We start from the raw sequence: 22,954 nt of genomic DNA, 5'->3' as shown, positions 1-22,954 counted from the left end.
CGTGGTTTGAAGAGATTTTCGAAGAGTATTAACATTCGAAAGGAGAGACATCATGGCTAGAACGGTTGTAGGAGTTGCTGCAAATCTATGTCCCGTAGACGCAGAAGGCAAAAACATTCATTCATCTGTATCTTGTAGATTCGCAGAGAGCATTCGTCAAGTCGGCGGTCTCCCTCTAGTCATTCCTGTCGGTGATGAGTCAGTCGTGCGCGATTATGTAGAAATGATTGACAAGCTCATCTTGACAGGTGGGCAAAATGTCCATCCTCAGTTTTATGGAGAGAAAAAGACCATCGAGAGCGATGATTACAATCTGGTCCGTGATGAATTTGAATTGGCACTCTTGAAGGAAGCTCTCCGTCAGAACAAACCAATTATGGCAATCTGTCGCGGTGTTCAACTTGTCAATGTTGCCTTTGGTGGAACCCTCAATCAAGAAATCGAAGGTCACTGGCAAGGACTACCTTTCGGGACATCTCACTCTATTGAGACAGTGGAAGGAAGCGTGGTGGCTAAGCTATTTGGAAAAGAAAGTCAGGTCAACTCCGTCCATCGTCAAAGCATTAAAGATTTAGCACCTAATTTCCGTGTAACTGCTATTGATCCAAGAGACCAAACCATCGAAGCGATTGAGTCTATCGACGAACACCGTATTATCGGTTTGCAGTGGCATCCAGAGTTTCTAGTTAATGAAGAAGATGGCAATTTAAAATTATTTGAGTATTTATTGAATGAACTGTAACGGCTGGTGTATCTGGTCGTTCTTTATTTTATTTTTTCAATTTTTTTGAATATGGGATTTTTACGCAAACGTTTGAATTATGATAAAAATTGGAGAAATTCGACAAAAAAACTTGAAAAAAACGAAGGCAAGCGTTATGATAGAAAAGAAGAAATATTGGAGGAATAACATGTCACATATTAAATTTGATTATTCAAAAGTTTTAGACAAATTTGTTGCACCACATGAAGTGGAATACATGCAATCACAAGTAACAGCAGCAGATGAATTGATCCGTAAAGGAACTGGTGCTGGTAGCGACTTCTTGGGATGGTTGGACCTTCCTGAAAACTACGACCGTGAAGAATTTGACCGCATCTTGAAAGCTGCTGAGCAAATCAAGTCAGACAGCGATGTTTTGGTTGTGATCGGTATCGGTGGATCTTACCTTGGTGCGAAAGCAGCAATCGACTTCTTGAACCACCATTTTGCTAACTTGCAAACAAAAGAAGAACGCAAAGCTCCACAAATCCTTTACGCAGGAAACTCAATCTCATCTACTTACCTTGCTGACTTGGTAGAGTATGTTGCAGACAAAGACTTCTCAGTAAACGTGATTTCTAAATCAGGTACAACAACTGAACCAGCCATCGCTTTCCGTGTATTCAAAGAACTCTTGGTTAAGAAATACGGACAAGAAGAATCCAACAAACGTATCTATGCAACAACTGACCGCCAAAAAGGTGCTGTTAAGGTTGAAGCAGATGCCAATGGTTGGGAAACATTCGTGGTTCCAGATGACATCGGTGGACGCTTCTCAGTATTGACAGCAGTTGGTTTGCTTCCAATCGCAGCGTCAGGAGCTGATATCAAAGCCCTTATGGAAGGTGCCAACGCAGCTCGTAAAGACTACACTTCAGACAAAATCTCTGAAAACGAAGCTTACCAATACGCAGCCGTTCGTAACATCCTTTACCGTAAAGGCTATGCAACTGAAATCTTGGTAAACTACGAGCCATCACTTCAATACTTCTCAGAATGGTGGAAACAATTGGCTGGTGAATCAGAAGGAAAAGACCAAAAAGGTATCTATCCAACTTCAGCCAACTTCTCAACTGACTTGCACTCATTGGGTCAATTTATCCAAGAGGGAACTCGTATCATGTTTGAAACAGTTGTTCGTGTTGACAAACCTCGTAAGAACGTGATTATCCCTACTTTGGAAGAAGATCTTGATGGACTTGGTTACCTTCAAGGAAAAGACGTTGATTTTGTAAACAAAAAAGCAACTGATGGTGTTCTTCTTGCCCACACAGATGGTGATGTACCAAACATGTACGTGACTCTTCCTGAGCAAGATGCTTTCACTCTTGGATACACTATCTACTTCTTCGAATTGGCTATTGCCCTTTCAGGTTACTTGAATGCCATCAACCCATTTGACCAACCAGGTGTTGAAGCTTACAAACGTAACATGTTTGCCCTTCTTGGAAAACCAGGATTTGAAGAATTGAGCAAAGAACTTAACGCACGTCTATAATAGAAGAGAAGAAAAGAGTGGTTTGCCCACTCTTTTTACTCTCTTTATCCATAGAAATTGGACTCAGCCAAGACTTGTGATATAATATAGAGAGCAAAAAGGCAGACGCCTAGATACTTTATAGGAGAAACTATGTCAAAAGATATCCGCGTACGTTACGCACCAAGTCCAACAGGACTACTACACATCGGAAATGCCCGTACAGCATTGTTCAACTACCTATACGCCCGTCATCACGGTGGAACTTTTATTATCCGTATCGAAGATACTGACCGTAAACGTCATGTCGAGGATGGAGAACGTTCACAGCTTGAAAACCTTCGTTGGTTGGGCATGGATTGGGATGAAAGCCCAGAAACACATGAAAATTACCGCCAGTCTGAACGTTTGGACTTGTATCAAAAATACATCGACCAATTGCTAGCTGAAGGAAAGGCCTACAAATCTTACGTTACAGAAGAAGAGTTGGCAGCTGAACGCGAACGCCAAGAAGTAGCTGGTGCAACCCCTCGTTACATCAATGAATACCTTGGTATGAGTGAAGAGGAAAAAGCTGCTTACATCGCAGAACGCGAAGCTGCTGGTATCATCCCAACGGTTCGTTTGGCTGTCAATGAATCAGGTATCTACAAGTGGCATGATATGGTCAAAGGAGATATCGAATTTGAAGGTGGCAATATCGGTGGTGACTGGGTTATCCAAAAGAAAGACGGTTACCCAACTTACAATTTTGCCGTTGTTATCGATGACCACGATATGCAAATCTCTCATGTAATCCGTGGAGATGACCACATTGCTAATACACCAAAACAGCTTATGGTTTATGAAGCACTTGGTTGGGAAGCTCCAGAGTTCGGTCACATGACCTTAATTATCAACTCTGAAACTGGTAAAAAATTGTCTAAACGTGACACCAACACCCTTCAGTTTATCGAAGACTACCGTAAAAAAGGTTATTTACCAGAAGCAGTCTTTAACTTTATTGCTCTTCTTGGTTGGAACCCAGGTGGCGAAGATGAGATTTTCTCTCGTGAAGAGCTTATTAAACTTTTCGATGAAAACCGCCTCAGCAAGTCTCCAGCTGCCTTTGACCAGAAAAAACTAGACTGGATGAGCAATGATTATATCAAGAATGCGGACCTAGAAACCATCTTTGAAATGGCAAAACCATTCTTAGAAGAAGCGGGTCGATTGACTGACAAGGCTGAAAAATTAGTTGAGCTCTATAAACCACAAATGAAATCAGTAGATGAGATTATCCCATTGACAGATCTCTTCTTCTCAGATTTCCCAGAATTGACCGAAGCAGAGCGCGAAGTCATGGCGGGGGAAACAGTCCCAACAGTTCTTGAAGCCTTCAAAGCAAAACTTGAATCGATGACAGACGATGAATTCGTGACAGAGAATATCTTCCCACAAATTAAAGCAGTCCAAAAAGAAACAGGTATTAAAGGGAAAAATCTTTTCATGCCTATTCGTATCGCAGTTTCAGGTGAAATGCATGGACCAGAATTACCAGATACAATTTTCTTGCTTGGACGTAAAAAATCAATTCAGCATATCGAAAACATGCTAAAAGAGATCTCTAAATAAGAAGGAGGCAATAATGGACATCTGGGAAAAGATGTACGAAGAAGCACAGAAATTGTATAATCCACATGAAGTATCTGATTTTGTTTATGCTAATCATGTCGTTGCCGCAGTAGAAGCAGAAGATGGACAAATATTTACAGGATTCTGTATGGAGGGAACCTGTGGTGTTTTCCATCTCTGCGCAGAGCGGGCAGCTCTCTTCAATATGTACCAATTTTCAGGACAAACTAAGGTTAAAAAAGTATTAGCCTTTCGCGACAAACCACCTTATGGTGGAAGTTCAGGAATGCCCTGTGGAGCTTGCAGAGAATTCCTATTAGAGTTGAACGCTGAAAATAAAGATGCAGAATTCATGATGGACTACGATACAAGAAAGACAGTGAAAGTCGCAGAACTAATGCCCTATTGGTGGGGAGAAGAACGTGCTTCTAAGTTTAATAATCAATAGAAGAGTCAGTATAATTCTGGCTCTTTTTACTATAATTTGAAAAACTGTACTTGAAAAAATGAAAAAAGTTTAAAAAAGTAGAAAATCTAATTGCTACTGCTATTTCCGGTGGTGTGGCAGGCATTGGTAATTTGGTAAAGAAAAAAGGATTGGCAGTTGCTAAAGCTACTTTAAGTAGGGTAGCTAAAAAAGCTGCTATTCGTTTAGGCATTTATAGCAATCGGTTAGCTGAACTTCTTGAACGTATATTTGATTATATTAACATTTTCTACAATGTAGGTTATGCGGTAGCTCAATGGGTTGATGCTAGGGATGTATATCCAAATAATGGACGGATTAATTTCTGGGCTTAAATCTATGTGTAAGATTTTATTATCTTTGTTTTTGTTTGTTTTCTTATTTCATTTGCTAGAACATTACATTTTTGGATTTGATCAGTTGAGTGTTACCCAATTATTATTATCTTCGATTTTTGTTGCAGGTATCAGAAAAATTGGAGATGAGTCATAAGAGAGAAGGCAGAAGTTAGAGGCTAGCTTCTGCTTTTTTATCTACATTGCTTTACCGGTAAATAAAAAAGTTAAAAATATCACAAAAATACCTAAAGAGCCAATTGAAAAGGCTTGCAATTATATTATAAATAGTACATTTAAAAAACGGAGGAGTGCTTTATGAAAACCTATACTTATGTTAAACCAGGACTTGCTTCTTTTGTTGATGTAGATAAACCAGTGCTTCGCAAGCCAACAGACGCTATTGTGCGTATCGTAAAATACTATTTGTGGAACAGACCTCCATATTATCAAAGGGGATGTTCCTGCTTGTCAAAGTGGTACCATTCTTGGCTACGAAGGGATTGGGATTGTTGAAGAAGTTGGGGAAGGAGTTTCTAACTTCAAAAAAGGCGACAAGGACTTGATTTCTTGTGTCTGCGCCTGTGGTAAATGCTACTACTGTAAAAAAGGAATTTATGCCCACTGTGAAGACGAAGGGGCTGGATTTTCGGTCACTTGATTGATGGTATGCAGGCTGAATATCTACGTGTCCCTCATGCAGATAACACTCTTTACCATACTCCAGAAGACTTGTCAGATGAATCCTTGGTTATGCTATCAGACATTCTGCCTACTGGATATGAAATTGGTGTCTTAAAAGGGGAAGTGGAACCTGGTTGTAGCGTAGCTATTATTGGTTCAGGACCAGTTGGATTGGCTGCACTTTTGACAGCTCAATTGATTATGGTAGACCTAGATGATAACCGCTTGGAAACTGCCCTATCATTCGGTGCGACTCATAAGGTTAATTCTTCAGATCCTGAAAAAGCCATTAAAGAAATTTATGATTTGACAGATGGTCGTGGTGTGGATGTCGCTATCGAAGCTGTTGGTATTCCTGTAACATTTGATTTCTGTCAAAAGATTATCGGTGTAGACGGAACAGTTGCCAACTGTGGTGTACATGGTAAACCAGTTGAATTCGATTTGGACAAACTTTGGATTCGCAACATCAATGTAACAACTGGTTTGGTATCTACAAATACAACTCCACAATTGTTGAAAGCACTTGAAAGTCATAAGATTGAACCAGAAAAATTGGTAACTCACTATTTCAAACTCAGTGAAATTGAAAAAGCCTACGAAGTCTTCGGTAAGGCAGCAGACCACCATGCCATTAAGGTCATCATCGAAAACGATATTTCTGAAGCATAGGTAGTAAAAAGATTTTGGAACACAAGCAAATAGAAATTCAGTCATCCATCAGATGGCTGGATTTTTTATCAAGAAATTAAGAAATGAGCATATTTCTTTCCTTGTTTAGCGGAATTGGTTATAATATACGGTACAAAGGAATGAATGAATATGTATCGTGTTATAGAAATGTACGGAGATTTTGAACCCTGGTGGTTCTTAGAAGGTTGGGAAGAAGATATTGTAGCTAGTAAGAAATTTGACCAGTATTATGATGCTCTCAAATACTACAAAACTTGCTGGTTTAGATTGGAACAAGAATCCCCTCTTTATAAAAGTAGAAGTGATTTGATGACCATTTTTTGGGACCCAGAAGACCAACGCTGGTGTGATGAATGTGACGAGTATTTACAACAATACCATTCTTTGGCTCTTTTACAGGATGAGCAGGTTATTCCAGATGAAAAACTACGTCCAGGCTATGAAAAACAAACAGGTAAGGAAAGGCACCGTTCTTGCCGTATGAAAGTAAAATAGAGAAAAAGTAACTTTTTGGAGTTGCTTTTTTATTTTTCCCAAATCTTTGCGAATAGTATAGGTGAGGAGGTAGGTATGGTTCAAGAAATTGCACAAGAAATCATTCGTTCGGCCCGGAAAAAAGGAGCGCAAGATATTTATTTTGTCCCTAAGTTAGATGCCTATGAGCTTCATATGAGGGTAGGAGACGAGCGCTGTAAAATTGGCTGTTATAACTTCGAAAAATTTGCGGCCGTCATCAGTCACTTTAAGTTTGTGGCGGGTATGAATGTGGGAGAAAAGCGACGTAGTCAACTCGGTTCCTGTGACTATGAATATGACCAGAAGATGGCGTCCCTACGTTTATCTACCGTAGGCGATTATCGAGGGCATGAGAGTTTAGTCATTCGCTTGTTGCACGATGAAGAGCAGGACTTGCATTTTTGGTTTCAGGATATTGAAGAATTAGGCAAGCAGTACAGGCAACGGGGACTCTATCTTTTTGCTGGCCCGGTTGGGAGTGGTAAGACGACCCTGATGCATGAATTGTCCAAGTCACTCTTTAAGGGGCAACAAGTTATGTCCATCGAAGATCCTGTAGAAATCAAGCAGGACGACATGCTTCAGTTGCAGTTGAACGAAGCAATCGGCCTAACCTATGAAAATCTAATCAAACTTTCCTTGCGTCATCGACCAGATCTCTTGATTATCGGAGAAATTCGGGACAGCGAGACGGCGCGTGCAGTGGTCAGAGCTAGTTTGACAGGTGCAACAGTTTTTTCAACCATTCACGCCAAGAGTATCCGAGGTGTTTATGAGCGTCTGCTGGAGTTGGGTGTGAGTGAAGAAGAATTGGCAGTTGTTCTGCAAGGAGTCTGCTACCAGAGATTAATCGGGGGAGGAGGAATCGTTGACTTTGCAAGCAGAGATTATCAAGAACACCAAGCAGCCAAGTGGAATGAGCAAATTGACCAGCTTCTTAAAGATGGACATATCACAAGTCTTCAGGCTGAGACGGAAAAAATTAGCTACAGCTAAGCAAAAAAATATCATCACCCTATTTAACAATCTCTTTTCTAGCGGTTTTCATCTGGTGGAGACCATCTCCTTTTTAGATAGGAGTGCTTTGTTGGACAGGCAGTGTGTGACCCAGATGCGTGTGGGCTTGTCTCAGGGGAAATCATTCTCAGAAATGATGGAAAGTTTGGGATGTTCAAGTGCCATTGTCACCCAGTTATCCCTAGCTGAAGTTCATGGCAATCTCCACCTGAGTTTGGGAAAGATAGAAGAATATCTGGACAATCTGGCTAAGGTCAAGAAAAAATTGATTGAAGTAGCGACCTATCCCTTGATTTTGCTGGGTTTTCTTCTCTTAATTATGCTGGGGTTACGGAATTACCTGCTCCCACAACTGGATAGTAGCAATATTGCCACCCAAATTATCGGTAATCTGCCACAAATCTTTCTAGGAATGATAGTTTTTGTTTCAGTAGGTGTCCTTTTAGCACTCACTTTTTATAAAAGAAGTTCTAAGATGCGCGTCTTTTCTATCTTAGCGCGCCTTCCCTTTATTGGAATCTTTGTGCAGACCTATTTGACAGCCTATTATGCACGTGAATGGGGGAATATGATTTCACAGGGAATGGAGTTGACGCAGATTTTTCAAATGATGCAGGAACAAGGTTCCCAGTTCTTTAAAGAAATCGGTCAAGATTTGGCTCATTCTCTCCAAAATGGTCGAGAATTTTCTCAAACTATAGGAACCTATCCTTTCTTTAAAAAGGAGTTGAGTCTCATCATCGAGTATGGTGAAGTCAAGTCTAAGCTGGGGAGTGAGTTGGAAATCTATGCTGAAAAAACTTGGGAAGCCTTTTTTACCCGAGTCAACCGCACCATGAATTTGGTGCAGCCACTGGTTTTTATCTTTGTAGCACTGATTATCGTTTTACTTTATGCGGCAATGCTCATGCCCATGTATCAAAATATGGAGGTAAATTTTTAAAATGAAAAAAATGATGACATTCTTGAAAAAAGCTAAGGTTAAAGCTTTTACACTTGTGGAGATGTTGGTGGTCTTGCTCATCATCAGCGTGCTTCTATTACTCTTTGTACCAAATTTGACCAAGCAAAAAGAGGCTGTCAATGATAAAGGAAAAGCTGCTGTTGTTAAGGTAGTGGAAAGCCAGGCAGAGCTTTATAGCTTAGAAAAAAATGAAGATGCTAGCCTAAGCAAATTACAAGCAAATGATCGAATCACAGAAGAGCAAGCTAAAGCTTATAAAGAATATCATGCAAAACAAAATAAGACTCAAACCGTTGCAGATTAAGGCCTTTACCATGCTGGAAAGCCTCTTGGTTTTGGGACTTGTGAGTATCCTTGCCTTGGGCTTGTCAGGCTCTGTCCAGTCTACTTTTGCGGCGGTAGAGGAGCAGATTTTCTTTATGGAGTTTGAAGAACTCTATCGGGAAACCCAAAAACGCAGTGTAGCTAGTCAGCAAAAGACTAGTCTGAACTTAGATGGGCAGACGATTAGCAATGGCAGTCAAAAGTTGACAGTCCCTAAAGGGATTCAGTCACCATCGGGACAAAGTATTACATTTGACCGAGCTGGGGGCAATTCGTCCCTGGCTAAGGTTGAATTTCAGACCAGTAAAGGAGCGATTCGTTATCAATTATATCTAGGAAATGGAAAAATTAAACGCATTAAGGAAACAAAAAATTAGGGCAGTAATTTTACTGGAAGCAGTAGTCGCTCTAGCTATCTTTGCCAGCATTGCGACCCTCCTTTTGGGACAAATTCAAAAAAATAGACAAGAAGAAGCAAAAATCTTGCAAAAGGAAGAAGTCTTGAGGGTAGCTAAGATGGCCTTGCAGACAGGTCAAAATCAGGTAAACATAAATGGAGTTGAGATTCAGGTGTTTTCTAGTGAAAAGGGATTGGAGGTTTATCATGGTTCAGAACAGTTGTTGGCTATCAAAGAGCCATAAGGTCAAGGCTTTTACCTTGTTAGAATCCTTGATTGCCCTCATTGTCATCAGTGGAAGCTTACTTCTCTTTCAAGCCATGAGTCAGCTCCTCATTTCAGATGTTCGCTATCAGCAGCAAAGCGAGCAAAAAGAGTGGCTCTTGTTTGTGGACCAGTTGGAGGTAGAATTAGACCGTTCGCAGTTCGAAAAAGTAGAAGGCAATCGCCTCTATATGAAGCAGGATGGCAAGGAAATTGCGATAGGCAAGTCTAAATCAGATGATTTTCGGAAAACCGATGCCAGTGGACGGGGTTATCAGCCGATGGTTTATGGCCTCAAATCCGCACAGATTACAGAGGACAATCAAGTGGTTCGCTTTCGTTTCCAGTTCAAAAAAGGCTTAGAAAGGGAGTTCATCTATCGTGTGGAAAAAGAAAAAAGTTAAGGCAGGTGTTCTCCTCTATGCAGTCACCATGGCAGCCATCTTTAGTCTTTTGTTACAATTTTACTTGAACCGACAAGTCGTCCACCATCGAGACTATGCTTTAAATAAAGAAAAGTTAATTGCTTTTGCCATGGCCAAGCGAACCAAAGATAAGGTTGAGCAAGAAAGTGGAGAACAGGTTTATAACCTAGGTCAGGTGAGCTATCAAAATAAGAAAACAAGCTTGGTGACGACGGTTCGTACGCCTAAGAGTCAATATGAGTTCCTATTTCCCTCAGTCAAAATCAAAGAAGAGAAAAAGGATAAAAAGGAGGAGGTAGCGACCGATTCAAGCGAAAAAGTAGAGAAGAAAAAATCAGAAGAGGAGCTTGAAAAGAAAGAGAATTCCTAGCCCACGTCTTTTCTATAAGGGTGTTCACATACTTTGCCATTTAATTGGTGTTGTTGGCAATATTGGCTAGAAGATGTTGAGGATGGGAAAAACTCAATTTCAGGAGAAAATGAAGTGAAATAAAACGCATAATATCAGGTCTTGAATATCTGATACTATGCGTTTTTCTGATTTTAAAGACTTTTTGCTCAGCCTGATATTAATGATGTAGATATGTTCCTCAGAAACACATTTTATAAAAAACTCAGTCATAGTTTTGGTATGACTTTGTGTCAACTTCTCTTTGAAAAGTGCAATTTGTCATAATGAGATCTCTTTTAAATTTGAAAGAGTAGAGGTAGGATTCTTCCTAATATAAAAATTGACGAAGCAGTACCTTAAAAGGCCTGCTTCGTCAATTTTTCAGTAAGTGTCCGTACACTTGCCGTGTTTGCTACTAAACAGTAGATAGCGATAAGCCTTTATTGTTTTATATGTTCTAGGTAATGTTTCTTATAACTTGAATGCAAATGATGTTTATTTAATAGTTCTAAGATTTTAAGGGATTTTTCCATCTTTTTCTTACCTGTACTTAGTCCAAGTTTATGCTCATAGTATCCATTAGCATAGATAAAAACAGTCTCCTCGTAAAAGTTTAACTCATCTCGGAGTAGATTTTCAATTTTTTTGATAAGGAATTGGCAATTACTAAAAATCTCATTATCTATACTGCTTATTAAGCAATTTATTGAGAGCTGAGTCACTAAAATTTTATTAGTTTTATTAGTTACTGAAAAGTGGTAATTTTTGAGCATTTCTTTGGTTAACAAGAAGACAGTGTTATAATTGAGGGTTCTAACACAATTTCCAAGTAGCACTATTTCATAAAAACCCCAAATTTCAACTGAGAATAGATAATCAGTTAATTCAAGTAATTCCTCTTCACTTGGTGAAATGTCAGGAGTAAGTGTATATAATAGAGATTTCAGCATCGTATTTTCTAGAGAGTTAGTGGTGTATTTTGAGTTTGCATTAAGTAAGATTTTTAACGATTCCACGTCATTTCGAGAATAGAGTTTTCTTATGTTATTAATTAGTGTTGGGAAATGAGGCAACGTATTATTGTTATGTATTGAAATAAACTCATCAATAGTAACATTTAATTTATTAAGAAGATTAATCAGTCTTATACATGAAATTTCAGACTCTCCTCGTTCAAATCTTGAAATTTGAGATTTCGATAAACAACCATCTTCTAATTGAGTGATGGAGATATTTTTACTTTTTCTAATTTTTCGTAAGGTTTGTCCAAAATTTGATTTCATGTCGATATTCCAACTTTCACAACCAATATTTATTTAAAATACATCTATTATATAATAAAATTATTAAAAGACAAACTATAAGAAACAAATTTAAAAAATTTTTAAATTGAAATTTGGCATTTCTCTCAAATATGCAAATAAGCTAGGATACTAAATTTATAGCAGACTTAGTGAAAAGCAGAAATTAGCAATGATACTAGTTTCTGCTTTTCTCCATAATAATTAATTTCCCCTTTTTTCCTTCTAAATCTTTTTTCACAACAAAAAAACCTGAATTTCTATATGCTTTTTGAGCCAATATATTTTTTTCATTTACAGCCAATACAATATGGTTAATTTCTAATTTTAAAGTTGAGTCTATGAATTCAAATATTTTATTCAGAGCATTAGAACCATATCCTTGATTTCTGAAATTATCATCAATAGAAAATCCTCTAATAAGCGCATAATCATTTTGATAATAGCCATACTCTTTAGGACCAGTGTTTAGGTGTAGGCAAAAAAATCCAATTACTTTATGTTCTTTATTAAGTATTACTATTGGGTATCTATACTTATCTTTTTTAGACTTTTCAATAATATTTTTTGGGGTATCAGTATGTGTAATATCATTTAAAGAATAAGAACTTAAAGAATGGTAATGGTCAACTTCACTATACAAAGATAATTTCATGATAATTAATTCCTTTCTCTTTATGTAAGATACATAACTAAATAGGACTCTAGGTATGTAGATTTTTTTATGAAATGTCCTATAAAAATCAGATATATTTAGAGTTATTACTTTAGTCCTTTATTTTCATTATTAAGGTAGATAACGCTGACTGCCCCTTAAGATATGCTTCCTCAGTATTTTTACCAAAAGACATTATATAACCTAAATCACCTTTAAAATTAGTAGGTTCTTTTAAGTAATCACCAATTTTAGCACTAAAATAGAATTCTTCAATATTAGGGTAACTATGTACCAGTGAATCATCTTTATATAATAATTCTCCCTCTTTTTGGGAGTAAATAACAGTAGTAGAATAGGCTTTTTGAGGTAAGAAGTGTTTCATTTCCACATTTTTTTCAGAGCAAAAAATCTTAATGATGTAGTCATAGATATCTATTCCAAAAGATTTTGAAATCATTGGACCGAGCATTCCACCACCTAATCTACCATTTATTTCAATTAGTTTTGGTCCATTCTCAGTTAGAATATATTCAATATGAAGTGCGCCATTTCTATAACCAAGTAAAGAGATAATTATATCACTATATTGTTCCAATTTTTGTTTTTCTTGTAAATCTAATATATAAGGGAAAGAATAGGAAACCTCAACAAAATGTGGTATATGCCCAAGAATTCTATTTGTAAATCCTAAACTTAACATCCTACCATCTTGTACTAGTAATTCATGGCTAATTAAATTACCTGTTTCATACTTTTCAATAAGTACTTCTCCATATTTTGCTAGCATCTTTTTTGTCTCTTTATATAAGTCATCCTTATGTAAAGAGACTTTTACATCAATACTTCCTGTTCCATTTACTGACTTTGTAACTGCTGGAAAAGTATTCCACTCTTCAAGCTCTTTAACATCGTATATCACCTTATTCTCTACAGAAAATTTATAACCCTTAAAAAGTTCTCGTACCTTCCCTTTATCTCTTATCATTTCTAAAGATTCAGAATTAGATGAGGTAAGATTAAAATATTCTGCTGCCTTTGATGCTATTTCAATATAAGAATCAGATAGAGATATTATCCCGAAAAGGTTTTCCGTTAAGTTTTTTATATTGTTAATGGTAGATATTACCTGCTCTAATGAGGTTGTATCTGTAATGATGATTTCAAAATTAGAGAACTGTTCTAATTCGAGATTAACATACCTGTCTAAATTTGAACAAAGGAAAATAATTTTATAACCATGTTGTATTCCTGATTTAATTATTTTATTCCCTGCTCCACTTGTAGTCGTTTCAATTATTACTAATGTTTTCATATCACTCAACCTCAAAAATATAATGCTTTTTTAAACCTATCTCATCTAGTAACTTACTGCACAATCTTAGATTGTCGTCTAAATCCTTTTGCTCAGGAGAAAAAATTAAACCAGCCAACGTACCGCTATGTGCTATTTGCAGCCCCAACGCTGCTGATTTGTTTTTTATTTCTAACAACTCTTTAAATTTTGGCTTTTTTAGATACTTTTGATTAATTTTTGCACTTATCGTTGCAGCTTCACCCAATAAATCTACAGATTCGGTTAGAAGAGATTCCTCAAAATACCGTAATGCTTGATTGAGCATCTTTTTCTCCTCCAAAGAATAATCTGGAACTTCCAAATCTGAAGTAATCACTTTGCTATTCACATCTGTATCAACACCAACAATGATCATTTTAGGAAGTTTATGTGTATATTCTTTTTTTACTATAGCTTCTCTCTGCTGAAATAAAATACATTTATCTATGTACATTGTGGAGTCAGAAGCCTTCTCAATTTTCTGTGCTATTTTAGCCATTTTATCTTCAGTGATATTTAAAGCAAAGGCCTTAGATATTACTGAAATAATACAACAGATATCTACCGTGGAAGAACCATATCCTTTAGTTTCCCTTATGTTACTGGTTAATTCTATTATACCGCCTTTATTGTAAAGTTTGTACTTATCTTTCAAATAATCTATGGTTTCTTGAGAAAATTTCTTACTTTTAGGAAGTACATATATTTCTCTCATACCTTCAATAATCTGAAACTTTGCTTCTGAGTACATTAAGTTAAAAGGTAAAGTTACCAGTGCAGATACTTCATGATCACATGAATCAGTAAATATTCCCTGAATAATTTCTCCATGATGTGCATAGAATTTAGATATATACTTCACGTTCTTCAATAGCTTCATTTATACCTCTCTAATACTATCTTCTACTCTACGTAATATTTTCATTGCATTCTCTAAACTCTTAGCCTCAGTTTCTCCTTTACAAATGACGTATCCAAATCTATCATCAGATTTCTCTAATTTTGACACTTCAGTGTTCCTAGGTAATTCATAAGCTATAAGATCAGTGATCGAGATGATTTCGTTAATTTTTTCAATTACAATATTTCTTTCCTTGTCCGAAAATAAAAATAAAATAGTTGCATATTTAGCAATTCGATTATACTTTGTTATATCAAAAGAAAATAGTGAACTAATAACCAAATTTTGTATAGAGATCCCTTGAGTCATCAATAACAATTCCCAAATTCTATCACCTCCATATCTCGTGTGAGCTTCAATAAACTTTATATCACTATTCTCAATAACTTTTATCTCTGTGTGTGTAGGACCAATTTTATTATTGATCCCTTTATAAAATTTATCTGTATAGTGTCTAATTTTATCCTCAATAGGAAAAGATAAATTAGTTGGTTGAGTATGACCTAATTCAATGAAATATGGCTCAGAGGATGTTATTTTTTTTGTTATTGCCAATATTTCATGGTCACCTTTTTCATTCATCCATCCCTCAATACTGTATTCGTCTCCCTCAATAAATTCCTCAATTATTAATTCATCAGAGGAATGTTTACTCCATACAAAAGCCTTTTCTAAATCGTCGGATGAATTAATTTTATATACCCCAATGCTTCCATATCCACTTTTAGGTTTTAAAATAAAGGGATACTTATTGTCATTACAAAATTCTGCTATATCTTCAATTGTATTTACTTTTTTATATTTTATATTAGGAATATCAAGCTGATCCAATTTTTGTCTCATCAGATATTTATCATTACAAATTTGAACTGATTCTACACTATTACCTAAAATATTCAAGTCTCTTGAAATTTTCGCTGCAAATTCTAAATAAAATTCTAAGAATGAGATGACTGCGTCAAACTGATTAATTTCATGAATTTTTTTTAATTCTAGTAATATCTCTTGCTCGCTTTGTTCTATATCATCAACTAAAATCATATTACTACACGTAGATTTTTGAAAACTAGTGACTCTTGAAAAGGTCTGAACCATAGTAACTTTTATTGGCAAGTGACTAATATACTTTAGACTAGTGTCTCTACCACTTATAATAAGTAAATGCTTATATCTCATTTATAACCTCACAATAAATCAAAAAAACTTAATATATTATAAACTCCAAGCTTTGAATTGTTTTTTCCGCTTGATAAGTAACAATCATAAAGACCACCAGGATTAACAATATTGAATTCTAGCAGATATGGGAACGAAATGTCTATCCCCACAAATCTAATTCCTTTTTCCAACAATGCCTCTCCAATTAGTTCACACATCTCGGTTTCTTCATTATTTAATTCTGCTGAAGTTAGTTTCCCACCTTGACTAATATTTGAACGATTCTCTCCATTTTGAATCTCTCTTCCATGTACTGCAGTTATCTTTCCAGCACATAAAATAACTCTCTTTTCGCCTTTTTTAACCTCTCTAATGTATTTTTGAAGCACGGTATATTTTTCAGTAATCCCCAAAATACTATCTCCAGAAATAACAGCTCCCATTTCCGAATTCCCAGTTGCCGACTGTAACAAGGCTCTAGTGTTTGATTCGTTTCTATCAATAACAAATACATCTGAGCCACAGCCAGAATTTGTTGGTTTGAGAACCCACTTATCATCAGAAAGAGTAACTAATCTGTTAATAAAACTAAAATCATTTGAAGTATAGCTCTCAATTAAATATTCTTTTATATCGTCTACAAATCCTAAACTATTCTTATTATTTAAGAAGTAGATTCCTTCAATACTATTTACAAAATTTACTTTTTGGCTGGCTAGCCATAGTAATTGATAAACATCCTTTTCTAAATTAGGATGTGGCTGATTCATTACCCAGACTAAATTAAAATCAATTAAATACATGTCTTTAAGGTCTCCGACTAGATTTGAATCAATTTCTAATTTTTCTTTATATTCAATTCCTTTGACAGCTACACTGTAGTTTTGAGAGTAGACTGAATTTATTAATCCAAAACTCACTTCATGTCCTAATTCAAGAAATGCATTACCAATTAGAATATTGTTTTCATCTAAACATGTCAAACTATTTCTCAAAATAATTACTTTCATCTTTGTCCTCTTTCGTTAAGTACTTGTATGTCCAACTCCCTATATTTTCCATGGGGTTATAAACTTCTTTTGGTATTAAATCATTTGAGTCAATAATATTATATTTATTATTCATTATCCACTCATCATTATAAACTGTATCAAAATATCTATATCCTTCATCAGGAAATATACATAATACATTACAATTCTTATTTTTTTGAGTGAGCCACTGTCCAAAGGAATACGCTGCTCCACTTGTTGGACCCATAAAAAGACCGTGCTTTCTATATAACTCTCGCGTATAATAATATGCCTGCTGAGGTGGTACCCAAGTTACTAAATCAAAATTATTAATATTATGATTAGCAGGTAAAATACTATTTCCTAATCCTCTTAGTTCTCTTTTTCCGTTTCTTTGTCCAAATAATATACTATTTGGAGTATCAACACCAACAAACTTCAAATGAGGGAAATAATTCTTTAAATAGATGGCTAAACCATTCATTGAACCACCAGAACCTACTGGACCAATAATATAATCTAATTTAGAAAAATTATTAGAAATATATTCAGCCAACTTGAAATAACTCCTCCGATTATTTAGATTGTCATACTGATTTGGCCAGAAATAATTCCCTTTATCTAAGAATTCTTTAATTTTCTTTAATCGAAGGGGCTGATATCCACCATATTTTTCAGGATTATCCACTGAAATTATATGAATTTCTGCTCCTAATAGTTCTATCCTACGTTTAAACTCAGGAGTAATTGCAGGATCACTAACTAATTTCAATGGTATTTTCATTTCAGCACAAATCATTGCTAAAGCTAGACCAAAAGTGCCAGAAGTAGTTTCAATAACTGTCATTCCTTCACGGAGTTCACCTGATTTAAGGGAAGATTCAATAATGTAACGAGCAGGCATTAGCTTCATTAAGAAAAAACTAGCAGAATATAAATTGTCTCTTAATAAATCAAATTTGGGTAATTCCCAATTTTTAAATGGTATCAATTTACTCTCCTTTTTTAATTGTCAATTTATAAATTAGAGCGAATAAAAACGCAGTAATAGCTGAAGAAATATATCCAAGATAAATAGAGATGTCTTGAAAATATGTAATAATAGGTATAAAAAATAGTGAGGTTAGAGAAAAAGAAAAATTACGTAATGCAGCGATCTTTCCTTTATTATCGGACTCAGTATTTTTTTGTATTAGAGTTAAGAATGTAGTGTAGGAAGAAGCATTACTAAAGCCTAAAATAAGACATGTGAATAAAAAGAATATTTTATTGTGAAACTCTGCTTGGGAAAGAAACATGAGTCCTGTAATAATCATACCTAATATATTTATATGTCTTAATTGGATTTTTCGGGATATTTTTGATATGAAAAGGCCAGATAATATTGCGCCAAGAGCATATGCTACATCGATATAAGAAAGCATTTTATTGTCATTATTAAAAAACATGTAAGTTGCAGGTACAATAGAAAGTGTGAAAAAATTTGAAAAATTATAGTCCCCTCCATTTAATATAATCAATGACACCAACTTTTTATTGACTGATACAGTTCCTATAAATTTTTTCCATGATTTAAAATTTTCCTTTATTGAAAAAATATGCAATATATTTTTTGATAAGCTACTAATTATATCAAGGAATAACAACGATGTTGCACTAGCGATATAACATATACTAACTAAAATTAAATAGTATTCAGCTTTAGCTAAACTTAATAATAGTCCTATTACAAAAGCTCCTAGAATTTGTCCTGCTTGTAACAAGCTAGCATTATAGCCATTGAGTTTCATCAACTCACTATGGTTAGGAGCTACTTCTGTTACTACTACAAACGAACCAGTTCTTTCAAATGGTTTTCCGAAATTAATAATAATAACTAGAATACCTAATAATACTATCGGTGAAAACTCTGTAAATATGATTAATAATGAAGTCAAAAGAGTAGAAAATCCCTTTATAAAACCAAATAGATTCATAATCCATTTTGGATTAAGTTTATCTATAGCAGTCCCCGCAAATACCTGCAACAATATACCAATAAGAGCCTCAATAATAAAAGTTAATCCAAATGCAGCACTTGAACCAGTTCTATCATATAAAAGTTTACCAACGATAATATTAAACATACCATTCCCAAAACTTATGAATGAAGTAGAACAAAGTATTATCAAAAAATTTTTCTTATAATTACTCCACGATAGGCTCAACCCATTTCTCCTTTTTCTAAATATAATTCTAAGTTTATTGAATTAATCTCATATAACTTATTTAGCAGTTGTATGAGATATCGAATAATGAACACGTCCATGCCTATATAGATAAGAATTATCCACCAACAATAATGATGATATCCATAGCCAATAATAAAATGGGTACAAATCTTAAAAATTTTTTCATCTCAAACTTCCTTTCAGTTTTTATTTATTGTACAATAAATAAAAATTCTTTAAAATTTTGTTGGGAAAACGGGAAAAGATATAAATGGAAACTTAGTATAACACTTGGAAAACTCTGTAAAAATAGTAAGTCAATTCATGTTCCGTTTTTTCTCTAGGGAAGTTGGGCGGATATATTTCTAGTACCATTTGCCGGAATAAGCATCCTTACCAAGGGTCTATAGAAAAACTTTTGTTATCAGATTTAGATGCCCAACTTATCATTTATACTCTTTCATATAGGACTTTCTATAAGGATGGAAAAAAGAAGGGAAATTTGATAAGATAGGAATATGGATTTTGAAAAAATTGAACAAGCTTATACCTATTTACTAGAGAATGTCCAAATTATCCAAAGTGATTTGGCGACCAACTTTTATGACGCCTTGGTGGAGCAAAATAGCATCTATTTGGATGGTGAGACTGAGCTAAACCAGGTCAAAGACAACAATCAAGCCCTTAAACGCTTAGCGCTTCGCAAAGAAGAATGGCTCAAGACCTACCAGTTTCTCTTGATGAAGGCTGGGCAAACAGAACCCTTGCAGGCCAATCACCAGTTTACACCAGATGTCATTGCTTTGCTTTTGGTGTTTATTGTGGAAGAGTTGTTTAAAGAGGAGGAAATTACTATCCTCGAAATGGGGTCTGGGATGGGAATTCTGGGCGCTACTTTCTTAACCTCTCTTGCTAAGAAAGTGGATTACTTGGGAATGGAAGTGGATGATTTGCTGATTGATTTGGCAGCTAGCATGGCAGATGTAATTGGTTTGCAGGCTGGTTTTGTCCAAGGAGATGCCGTTCGTCCACAAATGCTCAAAGAAAGTGATGTGGTCATCAGCGACTTGCCTGTCGGCTATTATCCTGATGATGCCGTTGCAGCGCGCCATCAAGTTGCTTCTAGCCAAGAACATACTTACGCCCATCACTTGCTTATGGAACAAGGACTTAAGTACCTCAAGTCAGATGGATATGCTATTTTTCTAGCTCCGAGTGATTTGTTGACCAGCCCTCAAAGTGATTTGTTGAAAGGGTGGTTGAAAGAAGAAGCAAGTCTGGTTGCTATGATTAGTTTGCCTGAAAATCTCTTTGCTAATGCCAAACAATCTAAGACTATTTTTATCCTACAGAAGAAAAGTGAAATAGCAGTGGAGCCTTTTATTTATCCACTTGCTAGCTTGCAAGATGCAAGTGTTTTAATGAAATTTAAAGAAAATTTTCAAAAATGGACTCAAGGTACTGAAATATAAAATAGATTTTGTTATAATAGATGAAAACGCTTAAAAAGAGGTATCATGTTATGACAAAAACAATTGCAATCAATGCAGGAAGTTCAAGTTTGAAATGGCAATTATACTTAATGCCAGAAGAAAAAGTATTAGCCAAAGGTTTGATTGAACGTATCGGTTTGAAAGATTCAATTTCAACTGTAAAATTTGATGGTCGTTCTGAACAACAAATTTTAGATATCGAAAATCACACACAAGCTGTTAAAATCTTATTGGATGACTTGATTCGTTTCGATATTATCAAGACTTATGACGAGATTACAGGTGTTGGACACCGTGTTGTTGCCGGTGGAGAATATTTCAAAGAATCAACAGTTGTTGAGGGGGATGTTTTAGAAAAAGTTGAAGAGTTGAGCTTGTTGGCTCCTCTCCACAATCCAGCCAATGCGGCAGGTGTTCGTGCCTTTAAGGAATTGTTGCCAGACATTACCAGTGTAGTTGTTTTTGATACTTCCTTCCACACAAGTATGCCAGAGAAAGCTTATCGCTACCCTCTACCAACAAAATATTACACAGAAAACAAGGTGCGTAAATATGGTGCCCACGGTACAAGTCACCAGTTTGTAGCAGGAGAAGCAGCAAAACTCTTGGGACGTCCATTAGAAGACTTGAAGTTGATTACCTGTCATATTGGTAACGGAGGCTCAATTACAGCTGTGAAAGCTGGTAAGTCTGTCGACACTTCTATGGGCTTCACTCCTCTGGGTGGTATTATGATGGGAACTCGTACAGGGGACATTGATCCAGCTATCATTCCTTACTTAATGCAATATACAGATGATTTTAACACACCAGAAGATATTAGTCGTGTTCTGAATCGTGAATCAGGTCTTTTGGGAGTTTCTGCTAATTCTAGCGATATGCGCGATATAGAAGCAGCTGTAGCAGAAGGGAATCACGACGCTAGCTTGGCTTATGAAATGTATGTTGACCGTATCCAAAAACATATCGGTCAGTACCTTGCAGTGCTAAATGGAGCAGATGCCATTGTTTTCACAGCAGGTGTCGGTGAAAATGCAGCGAATTTCCGTCGTGATGTAATCTCAGGAATTTCGTGGTTTGGTTGTGATGTTGATGATGAAAAGAATGTCTTTGGTGTGACAGGAGACATCTCAACAGATGCAGCGAAAATCCGTGTTTTGGTTATTCCAACTGATGAAGAATTGGTCATTGCCCGTGACGTTGAACGCTTGAAAAAATAAGTAAAACTAGAAAAAATATTTAGGACAAGGAGTTGGGAAAGAGATTTTCCGGCTCCTTTTTCTGATGAAATTGTCCAAAACCTTGCTATGATTGGCTTTTTTGAAAAATATGGTATAATAGTAGTAATTTAATAGATGGAGTTGAGTTTTGAAGAAAAACTTTCGTGTAAAAAGAGAGAAAGATTTTAAGGCGATTTTCAAGGAGGGGACAAGTTTTGCCAATCGCAAATTTGTTGTCTACCAGTTGGAAAACCAGAAAAACCATTTTCGAGTAGGTCTATCAGTTAGCAAAAAACTGGGGAATGCCGTCACTAGAAATCAAATTAAGCGACGGATTCGGCATGTTATCCAGAATGCAAAAGGGAGTCTGGTAGAAGATGTCGACTTTGTTGTCATTGCTCGAAAAGGGGTTGAAACCTTGGGATACGCAGAGATGGAGAGAAATCTACTCCACGTATTAAAATTATCAAAGATTTACCAGGAAGGAAATGGGAGTGAAAAAGAAACTACAGTTGACTAGTTTGCTAGGACTGTCTCTATTGATCATGACAGCCTGTGCGACTAGTGGGACAACTAGCGATATTACAGCCAATTCGGCTGATTTTTGGAGTAAATTTGTTTACTTCTTTGCGGAAATCATTCGCTTTTTATCGTTTGATATTAGTATCGGAGTGGGGATTATTCTCTTTACGGTCTTGATTCGTACAGTCCTCTTGCCAGTCTTTCAGGTGCAAATGGTGGCTTCTAGGAAAATGCAGGAAGCTCAGCCACGCATTAAGGCGCTTCGAGAACAATATCCAGGTCGAGATATGGAAAGCAGAACCAAACTAGAGAAGGAAATGCGTAAAGTATTTAAAGAAATGGGTGTCAGACAGTCAGACTCTCTTTGGCCGATTTTGATTCAGATGCCGGTTATTTTGGCCCTGTTCCAAGCCCTATCAAGAGTTGACTTTTTAAAGACAGGTCATTTCTTATGGATTAACCTTGGTGGTGTAGATACAACCCTTGTTCTTCCGATTTTAGCAGCAGTATTCACCTTTTTAAGTACTTGGTTGTCCAACAAAGCCTTGTCTGAGCGTAATGGAGCTACGACAGCGATGATGTATGGGATTCCAGTCTTGATTTTTATCTTTGCAGTTTATGCGCCAGGTGGAGTTGCCCTATACTGGACAGTGTCCAATGCTTACCAAGTCTTGCAAACCTATTTCTTGAACAATCCATTCAAGATTATCGCAGAGCGCGAGGCTGTAGTACAGGCACAGAAAGATTTGGAAAATAGAAAAAGAAAAGCCAAGAAAAAGGCTCAGAAAACGAAATAATAAGGAGGAATCTGGTA

General features: G+C 36.1%; 26 protein-coding genes and 1 pseudogene. 18 read left to right on the top strand and 9 right to left on the bottom strand.

Features of this window, described 5'->3' with window-relative positions; genetic code table 11:
- Positions 1 to 52 precede the first annotated feature (52 nt).
- The 14 genes and pseudogenes from SPPN_RS10400 (at position 53) to comGG (ending at position 10,310) form a co-directional block, all read left to right on the top strand.
- Positions 53 to 742, top strand: coding sequence for a gamma-glutamyl-gamma-aminobutyrate hydrolase family protein (locus SPPN_RS10400; protein ID WP_000124771.1), 690 nt, complete (start codon positions 53 to 55; stop codon positions 740 to 742).
- A 169-nt stretch (positions 743 to 911) separates the two neighbouring features.
- Entirely contained in the window at positions 912 to 2,261 is a 1,350-nt protein-coding gene (locus SPPN_RS10390; protein ID WP_000018271.1) for a glucose-6-phosphate isomerase, read from the top strand.
- Positions 2,262 to 2,393: 132 nt separating this feature from the next.
- Entirely contained in the window at positions 2,394 to 3,854 is a 1,461-nt protein-coding gene (gltX, locus tag SPPN_RS10385; protein WP_000031058.1) for a glutamate--tRNA ligase, read from the top strand.
- 13 nt (positions 3,855 to 3,867) lie between these two features.
- Positions 3,868 to 4,302 carry a cytidine deaminase family protein gene (locus tag SPPN_RS10380; RefSeq protein ID WP_000355912.1) on the top strand — a complete coding sequence of 145 codons (435 nt, stop codon included), beginning with the start codon at positions 3,868 to 3,870 and terminating at the stop codon, positions 4,300 to 4,302.
- 113 nt (positions 4,303 to 4,415) lie between these two features.
- Entirely contained in the window at positions 4,416 to 4,655 is a 240-nt protein-coding gene (locus SPPN_RS10375) for a hypothetical protein (protein ID WP_000907298.1), read from the top strand.
- A 318-nt stretch (positions 4,656 to 4,973) separates the two neighbouring features.
- Positions 4,974 to 6,011 (top strand): annotated as a pseudogene (locus SPPN_RS10370) (zinc-dependent alcohol dehydrogenase family protein).
- A gap of 150 nt (positions 6,012 to 6,161) precedes the next feature.
- Positions 6,162 to 6,527 carry a DUF1033 family protein gene (locus tag SPPN_RS10365; protein WP_000286407.1) on the top strand — a complete coding sequence of 122 codons (366 nt, stop codon included), beginning with the start codon at positions 6,162 to 6,164 and terminating at the stop codon, positions 6,525 to 6,527.
- A gap of 75 nt (positions 6,528 to 6,602) precedes the next feature.
- On the top strand, positions 6,603 to 7,544 hold the full coding sequence (comGA, locus tag SPPN_RS10360) for a competence type IV pilus ATPase ComGA (RefSeq protein ID WP_000249547.1): 942 nt from the start codon (positions 6,603 to 6,605) through the stop codon (positions 7,542 to 7,544).
- Entirely contained in the window at positions 7,492 to 8,508 is a 1,017-nt protein-coding gene (gene comGB / locus SPPN_RS10355; RefSeq protein ID WP_080564700.1) for a competence type IV pilus assembly protein ComGB, read from the top strand. Before comGA ends, comGB begins: the two co-directional genes overlap by 53 nt.
- Position 8,509: 1 nt before the next feature.
- A complete protein-coding gene (comGC, locus tag SPPN_RS10350) occupies positions 8,510 to 8,833 on the top strand; it encodes a comG operon protein ComGC (RefSeq protein ID WP_000738647.1) in 324 nt (107 codons plus the stop codon).
- Entirely contained in the window at positions 8,796 to 9,230 is a 435-nt protein-coding gene (gene comGD, locus SPPN_RS10345; protein ID WP_044012294.1) for a competence type IV pilus minor pilin ComGD, read from the top strand. The genes comGC and comGD overlap by 38 nt, the downstream gene beginning before the upstream one ends.
- Positions 9,193 to 9,495: a competence type IV pilus minor pilin ComGE gene (comGE, locus tag SPPN_RS10340; RefSeq protein WP_000413380.1), complete on the top strand. Its 303-nt coding sequence runs from the start codon at positions 9,193 to 9,195 to the stop codon at positions 9,493 to 9,495. The genes comGD and comGE overlap by 38 nt, the downstream gene beginning before the upstream one ends.
- A complete protein-coding gene (gene comGF / locus SPPN_RS10335) occupies positions 9,458 to 9,919 on the top strand; it encodes a competence type IV pilus minor pilin ComGF (protein ID WP_000250511.1) in 462 nt (153 codons plus the stop codon). The genes comGE and comGF overlap by 38 nt, the downstream gene beginning before the upstream one ends.
- Positions 9,897 to 10,310 (top strand): competence type IV pilus minor pilin ComGG, encoded by a 414-nt coding sequence (comGG, locus tag SPPN_RS10330; protein WP_000265635.1) that lies wholly within the window; start codon positions 9,897 to 9,899, stop codon positions 10,308 to 10,310. Before comGF ends, comGG begins: the two co-directional genes overlap by 23 nt.
- A gap of 461 nt (positions 10,311 to 10,771) precedes the next feature.
- On the opposite strand, the gene SPPN_RS10325 is transcribed toward comGG, so the two are convergent.
- The 9 genes from SPPN_RS10325 to SPPN_RS14445 form a co-directional block, all read right to left on the bottom strand.
- Complete coding sequence (locus tag SPPN_RS10325; RefSeq protein WP_000840058.1) at positions 10,772 to 11,614, bottom strand: helix-turn-helix domain-containing protein; 843 nt, start codon at positions 11,612 to 11,614, stop codon at positions 10,772 to 10,774.
- 196 nt (positions 11,615 to 11,810) lie between these two features.
- Positions 11,811 to 12,287, bottom strand: a complete 477-nt coding sequence (locus SPPN_RS10320; protein WP_000777684.1) for a GNAT family N-acetyltransferase — start codon at positions 12,285 to 12,287, stop codon at positions 11,811 to 11,813.
- Positions 12,288 to 12,399: 112 nt separating this feature from the next.
- Positions 12,400 to 13,602 carry an ATP-grasp domain-containing protein gene (locus tag SPPN_RS10315; protein ID WP_000855226.1) on the bottom strand — a complete coding sequence of 401 codons (1,203 nt, stop codon included), beginning with the start codon at positions 13,600 to 13,602 and terminating at the stop codon, positions 12,400 to 12,402.
- Between the two features lies 1 nt (position 13,603).
- Positions 13,604 to 14,503 carry a GHMP family kinase ATP-binding protein gene (locus tag SPPN_RS10310; protein ID WP_000771264.1) on the bottom strand — a complete coding sequence of 300 codons (900 nt, stop codon included), beginning with the start codon at positions 14,501 to 14,503 and terminating at the stop codon, positions 13,604 to 13,606.
- Positions 14,504 to 15,565, bottom strand: coding sequence for an ATP-grasp domain-containing protein (locus SPPN_RS10305; protein WP_000604329.1), 1,062 nt, complete (start codon positions 15,563 to 15,565; stop codon positions 14,504 to 14,506).
- 143 nt (positions 15,566 to 15,708) lie between these two features.
- Positions 15,709 to 16,692, bottom strand: coding sequence for an ATP-grasp domain-containing protein (locus SPPN_RS10300; protein WP_000864435.1), 984 nt, complete (start codon positions 16,690 to 16,692; stop codon positions 15,709 to 15,711).
- Positions 16,667 to 17,686 carry a pyridoxal-phosphate dependent enzyme gene (locus tag SPPN_RS10295; protein ID WP_000612003.1) on the bottom strand — a complete coding sequence of 340 codons (1,020 nt, stop codon included), beginning with the start codon at positions 17,684 to 17,686 and terminating at the stop codon, positions 16,667 to 16,669. The genes SPPN_RS10300 and SPPN_RS10295 overlap by 26 nt, the downstream gene beginning before the upstream one ends.
- 1 nt (position 17,687) lies before the next feature.
- Positions 17,688 to 18,821 carry an MFS transporter gene (locus SPPN_RS10290; protein ID WP_148255727.1) on the bottom strand — a complete coding sequence of 378 codons (1,134 nt, stop codon included), beginning with the start codon at positions 18,819 to 18,821 and terminating at the stop codon, positions 17,688 to 17,690.
- Between the two features lie 199 nt (positions 18,822 to 19,020).
- The gene (locus SPPN_RS14445) at positions 19,021 to 19,092 is read right to left on the bottom strand and encodes an SHP2/SHP3 family peptide pheromone (RefSeq protein ID WP_148255730.1); all 72 of its coding nucleotides are present in this window, start codon (positions 19,090 to 19,092) and stop codon (positions 19,021 to 19,023) included.
- A 331-nt stretch (positions 19,093 to 19,423) separates the two neighbouring features.
- Here SPPN_RS14445 and SPPN_RS10285 point away from each other — a divergent pair, with 331 nt between their 5' ends.
- The 4 genes from SPPN_RS10285 to SPPN_RS10270 all read left to right on the top strand — a co-directional run bounded on the left by SPPN_RS10285 (position 19,424) and on the right by SPPN_RS10270 (position 22,937).
- Positions 19,424 to 20,377 (top strand): class I SAM-dependent methyltransferase, encoded by a 954-nt coding sequence (locus tag SPPN_RS10285; protein WP_000345093.1) that lies wholly within the window; start codon positions 19,424 to 19,426, stop codon positions 20,375 to 20,377.
- Between the two features lie 50 nt (positions 20,378 to 20,427).
- The gene (locus tag SPPN_RS10280) at positions 20,428 to 21,618 is read left to right on the top strand and encodes an acetate kinase (RefSeq protein ID WP_000167777.1); all 1,191 of its coding nucleotides are present in this window, start codon (positions 20,428 to 20,430) and stop codon (positions 21,616 to 21,618) included.
- A gap of 148 nt (positions 21,619 to 21,766) precedes the next feature.
- A complete protein-coding gene (gene rnpA / locus SPPN_RS10275; protein ID WP_000739252.1) occupies positions 21,767 to 22,138 on the top strand; it encodes a ribonuclease P protein component in 372 nt (123 codons plus the stop codon).
- Positions 22,113 to 22,937 (top strand): membrane protein insertase YidC, encoded by an 825-nt coding sequence (locus SPPN_RS10270; protein ID WP_000728104.1) that lies wholly within the window; start codon positions 22,113 to 22,115, stop codon positions 22,935 to 22,937. The genes rnpA and SPPN_RS10270 overlap by 26 nt, the downstream gene beginning before the upstream one ends.
- The last annotated feature ends 17 nt before the right edge of the window (positions 22,938 to 22,954 follow it).

The sequence above is a fragment of the Streptococcus pseudopneumoniae IS7493 genome (genome assembly GCF_000221985.1).
In the GTDB taxonomy this organism is placed as follows: domain Bacteria; phylum Bacillota; class Bacilli; order Lactobacillales; family Streptococcaceae; genus Streptococcus; species Streptococcus pseudopneumoniae.
The sequence above is the reverse complement of the archived record's forward strand: the minus strand, read 5'-3'. Positions and strand labels throughout refer to the sequence as shown.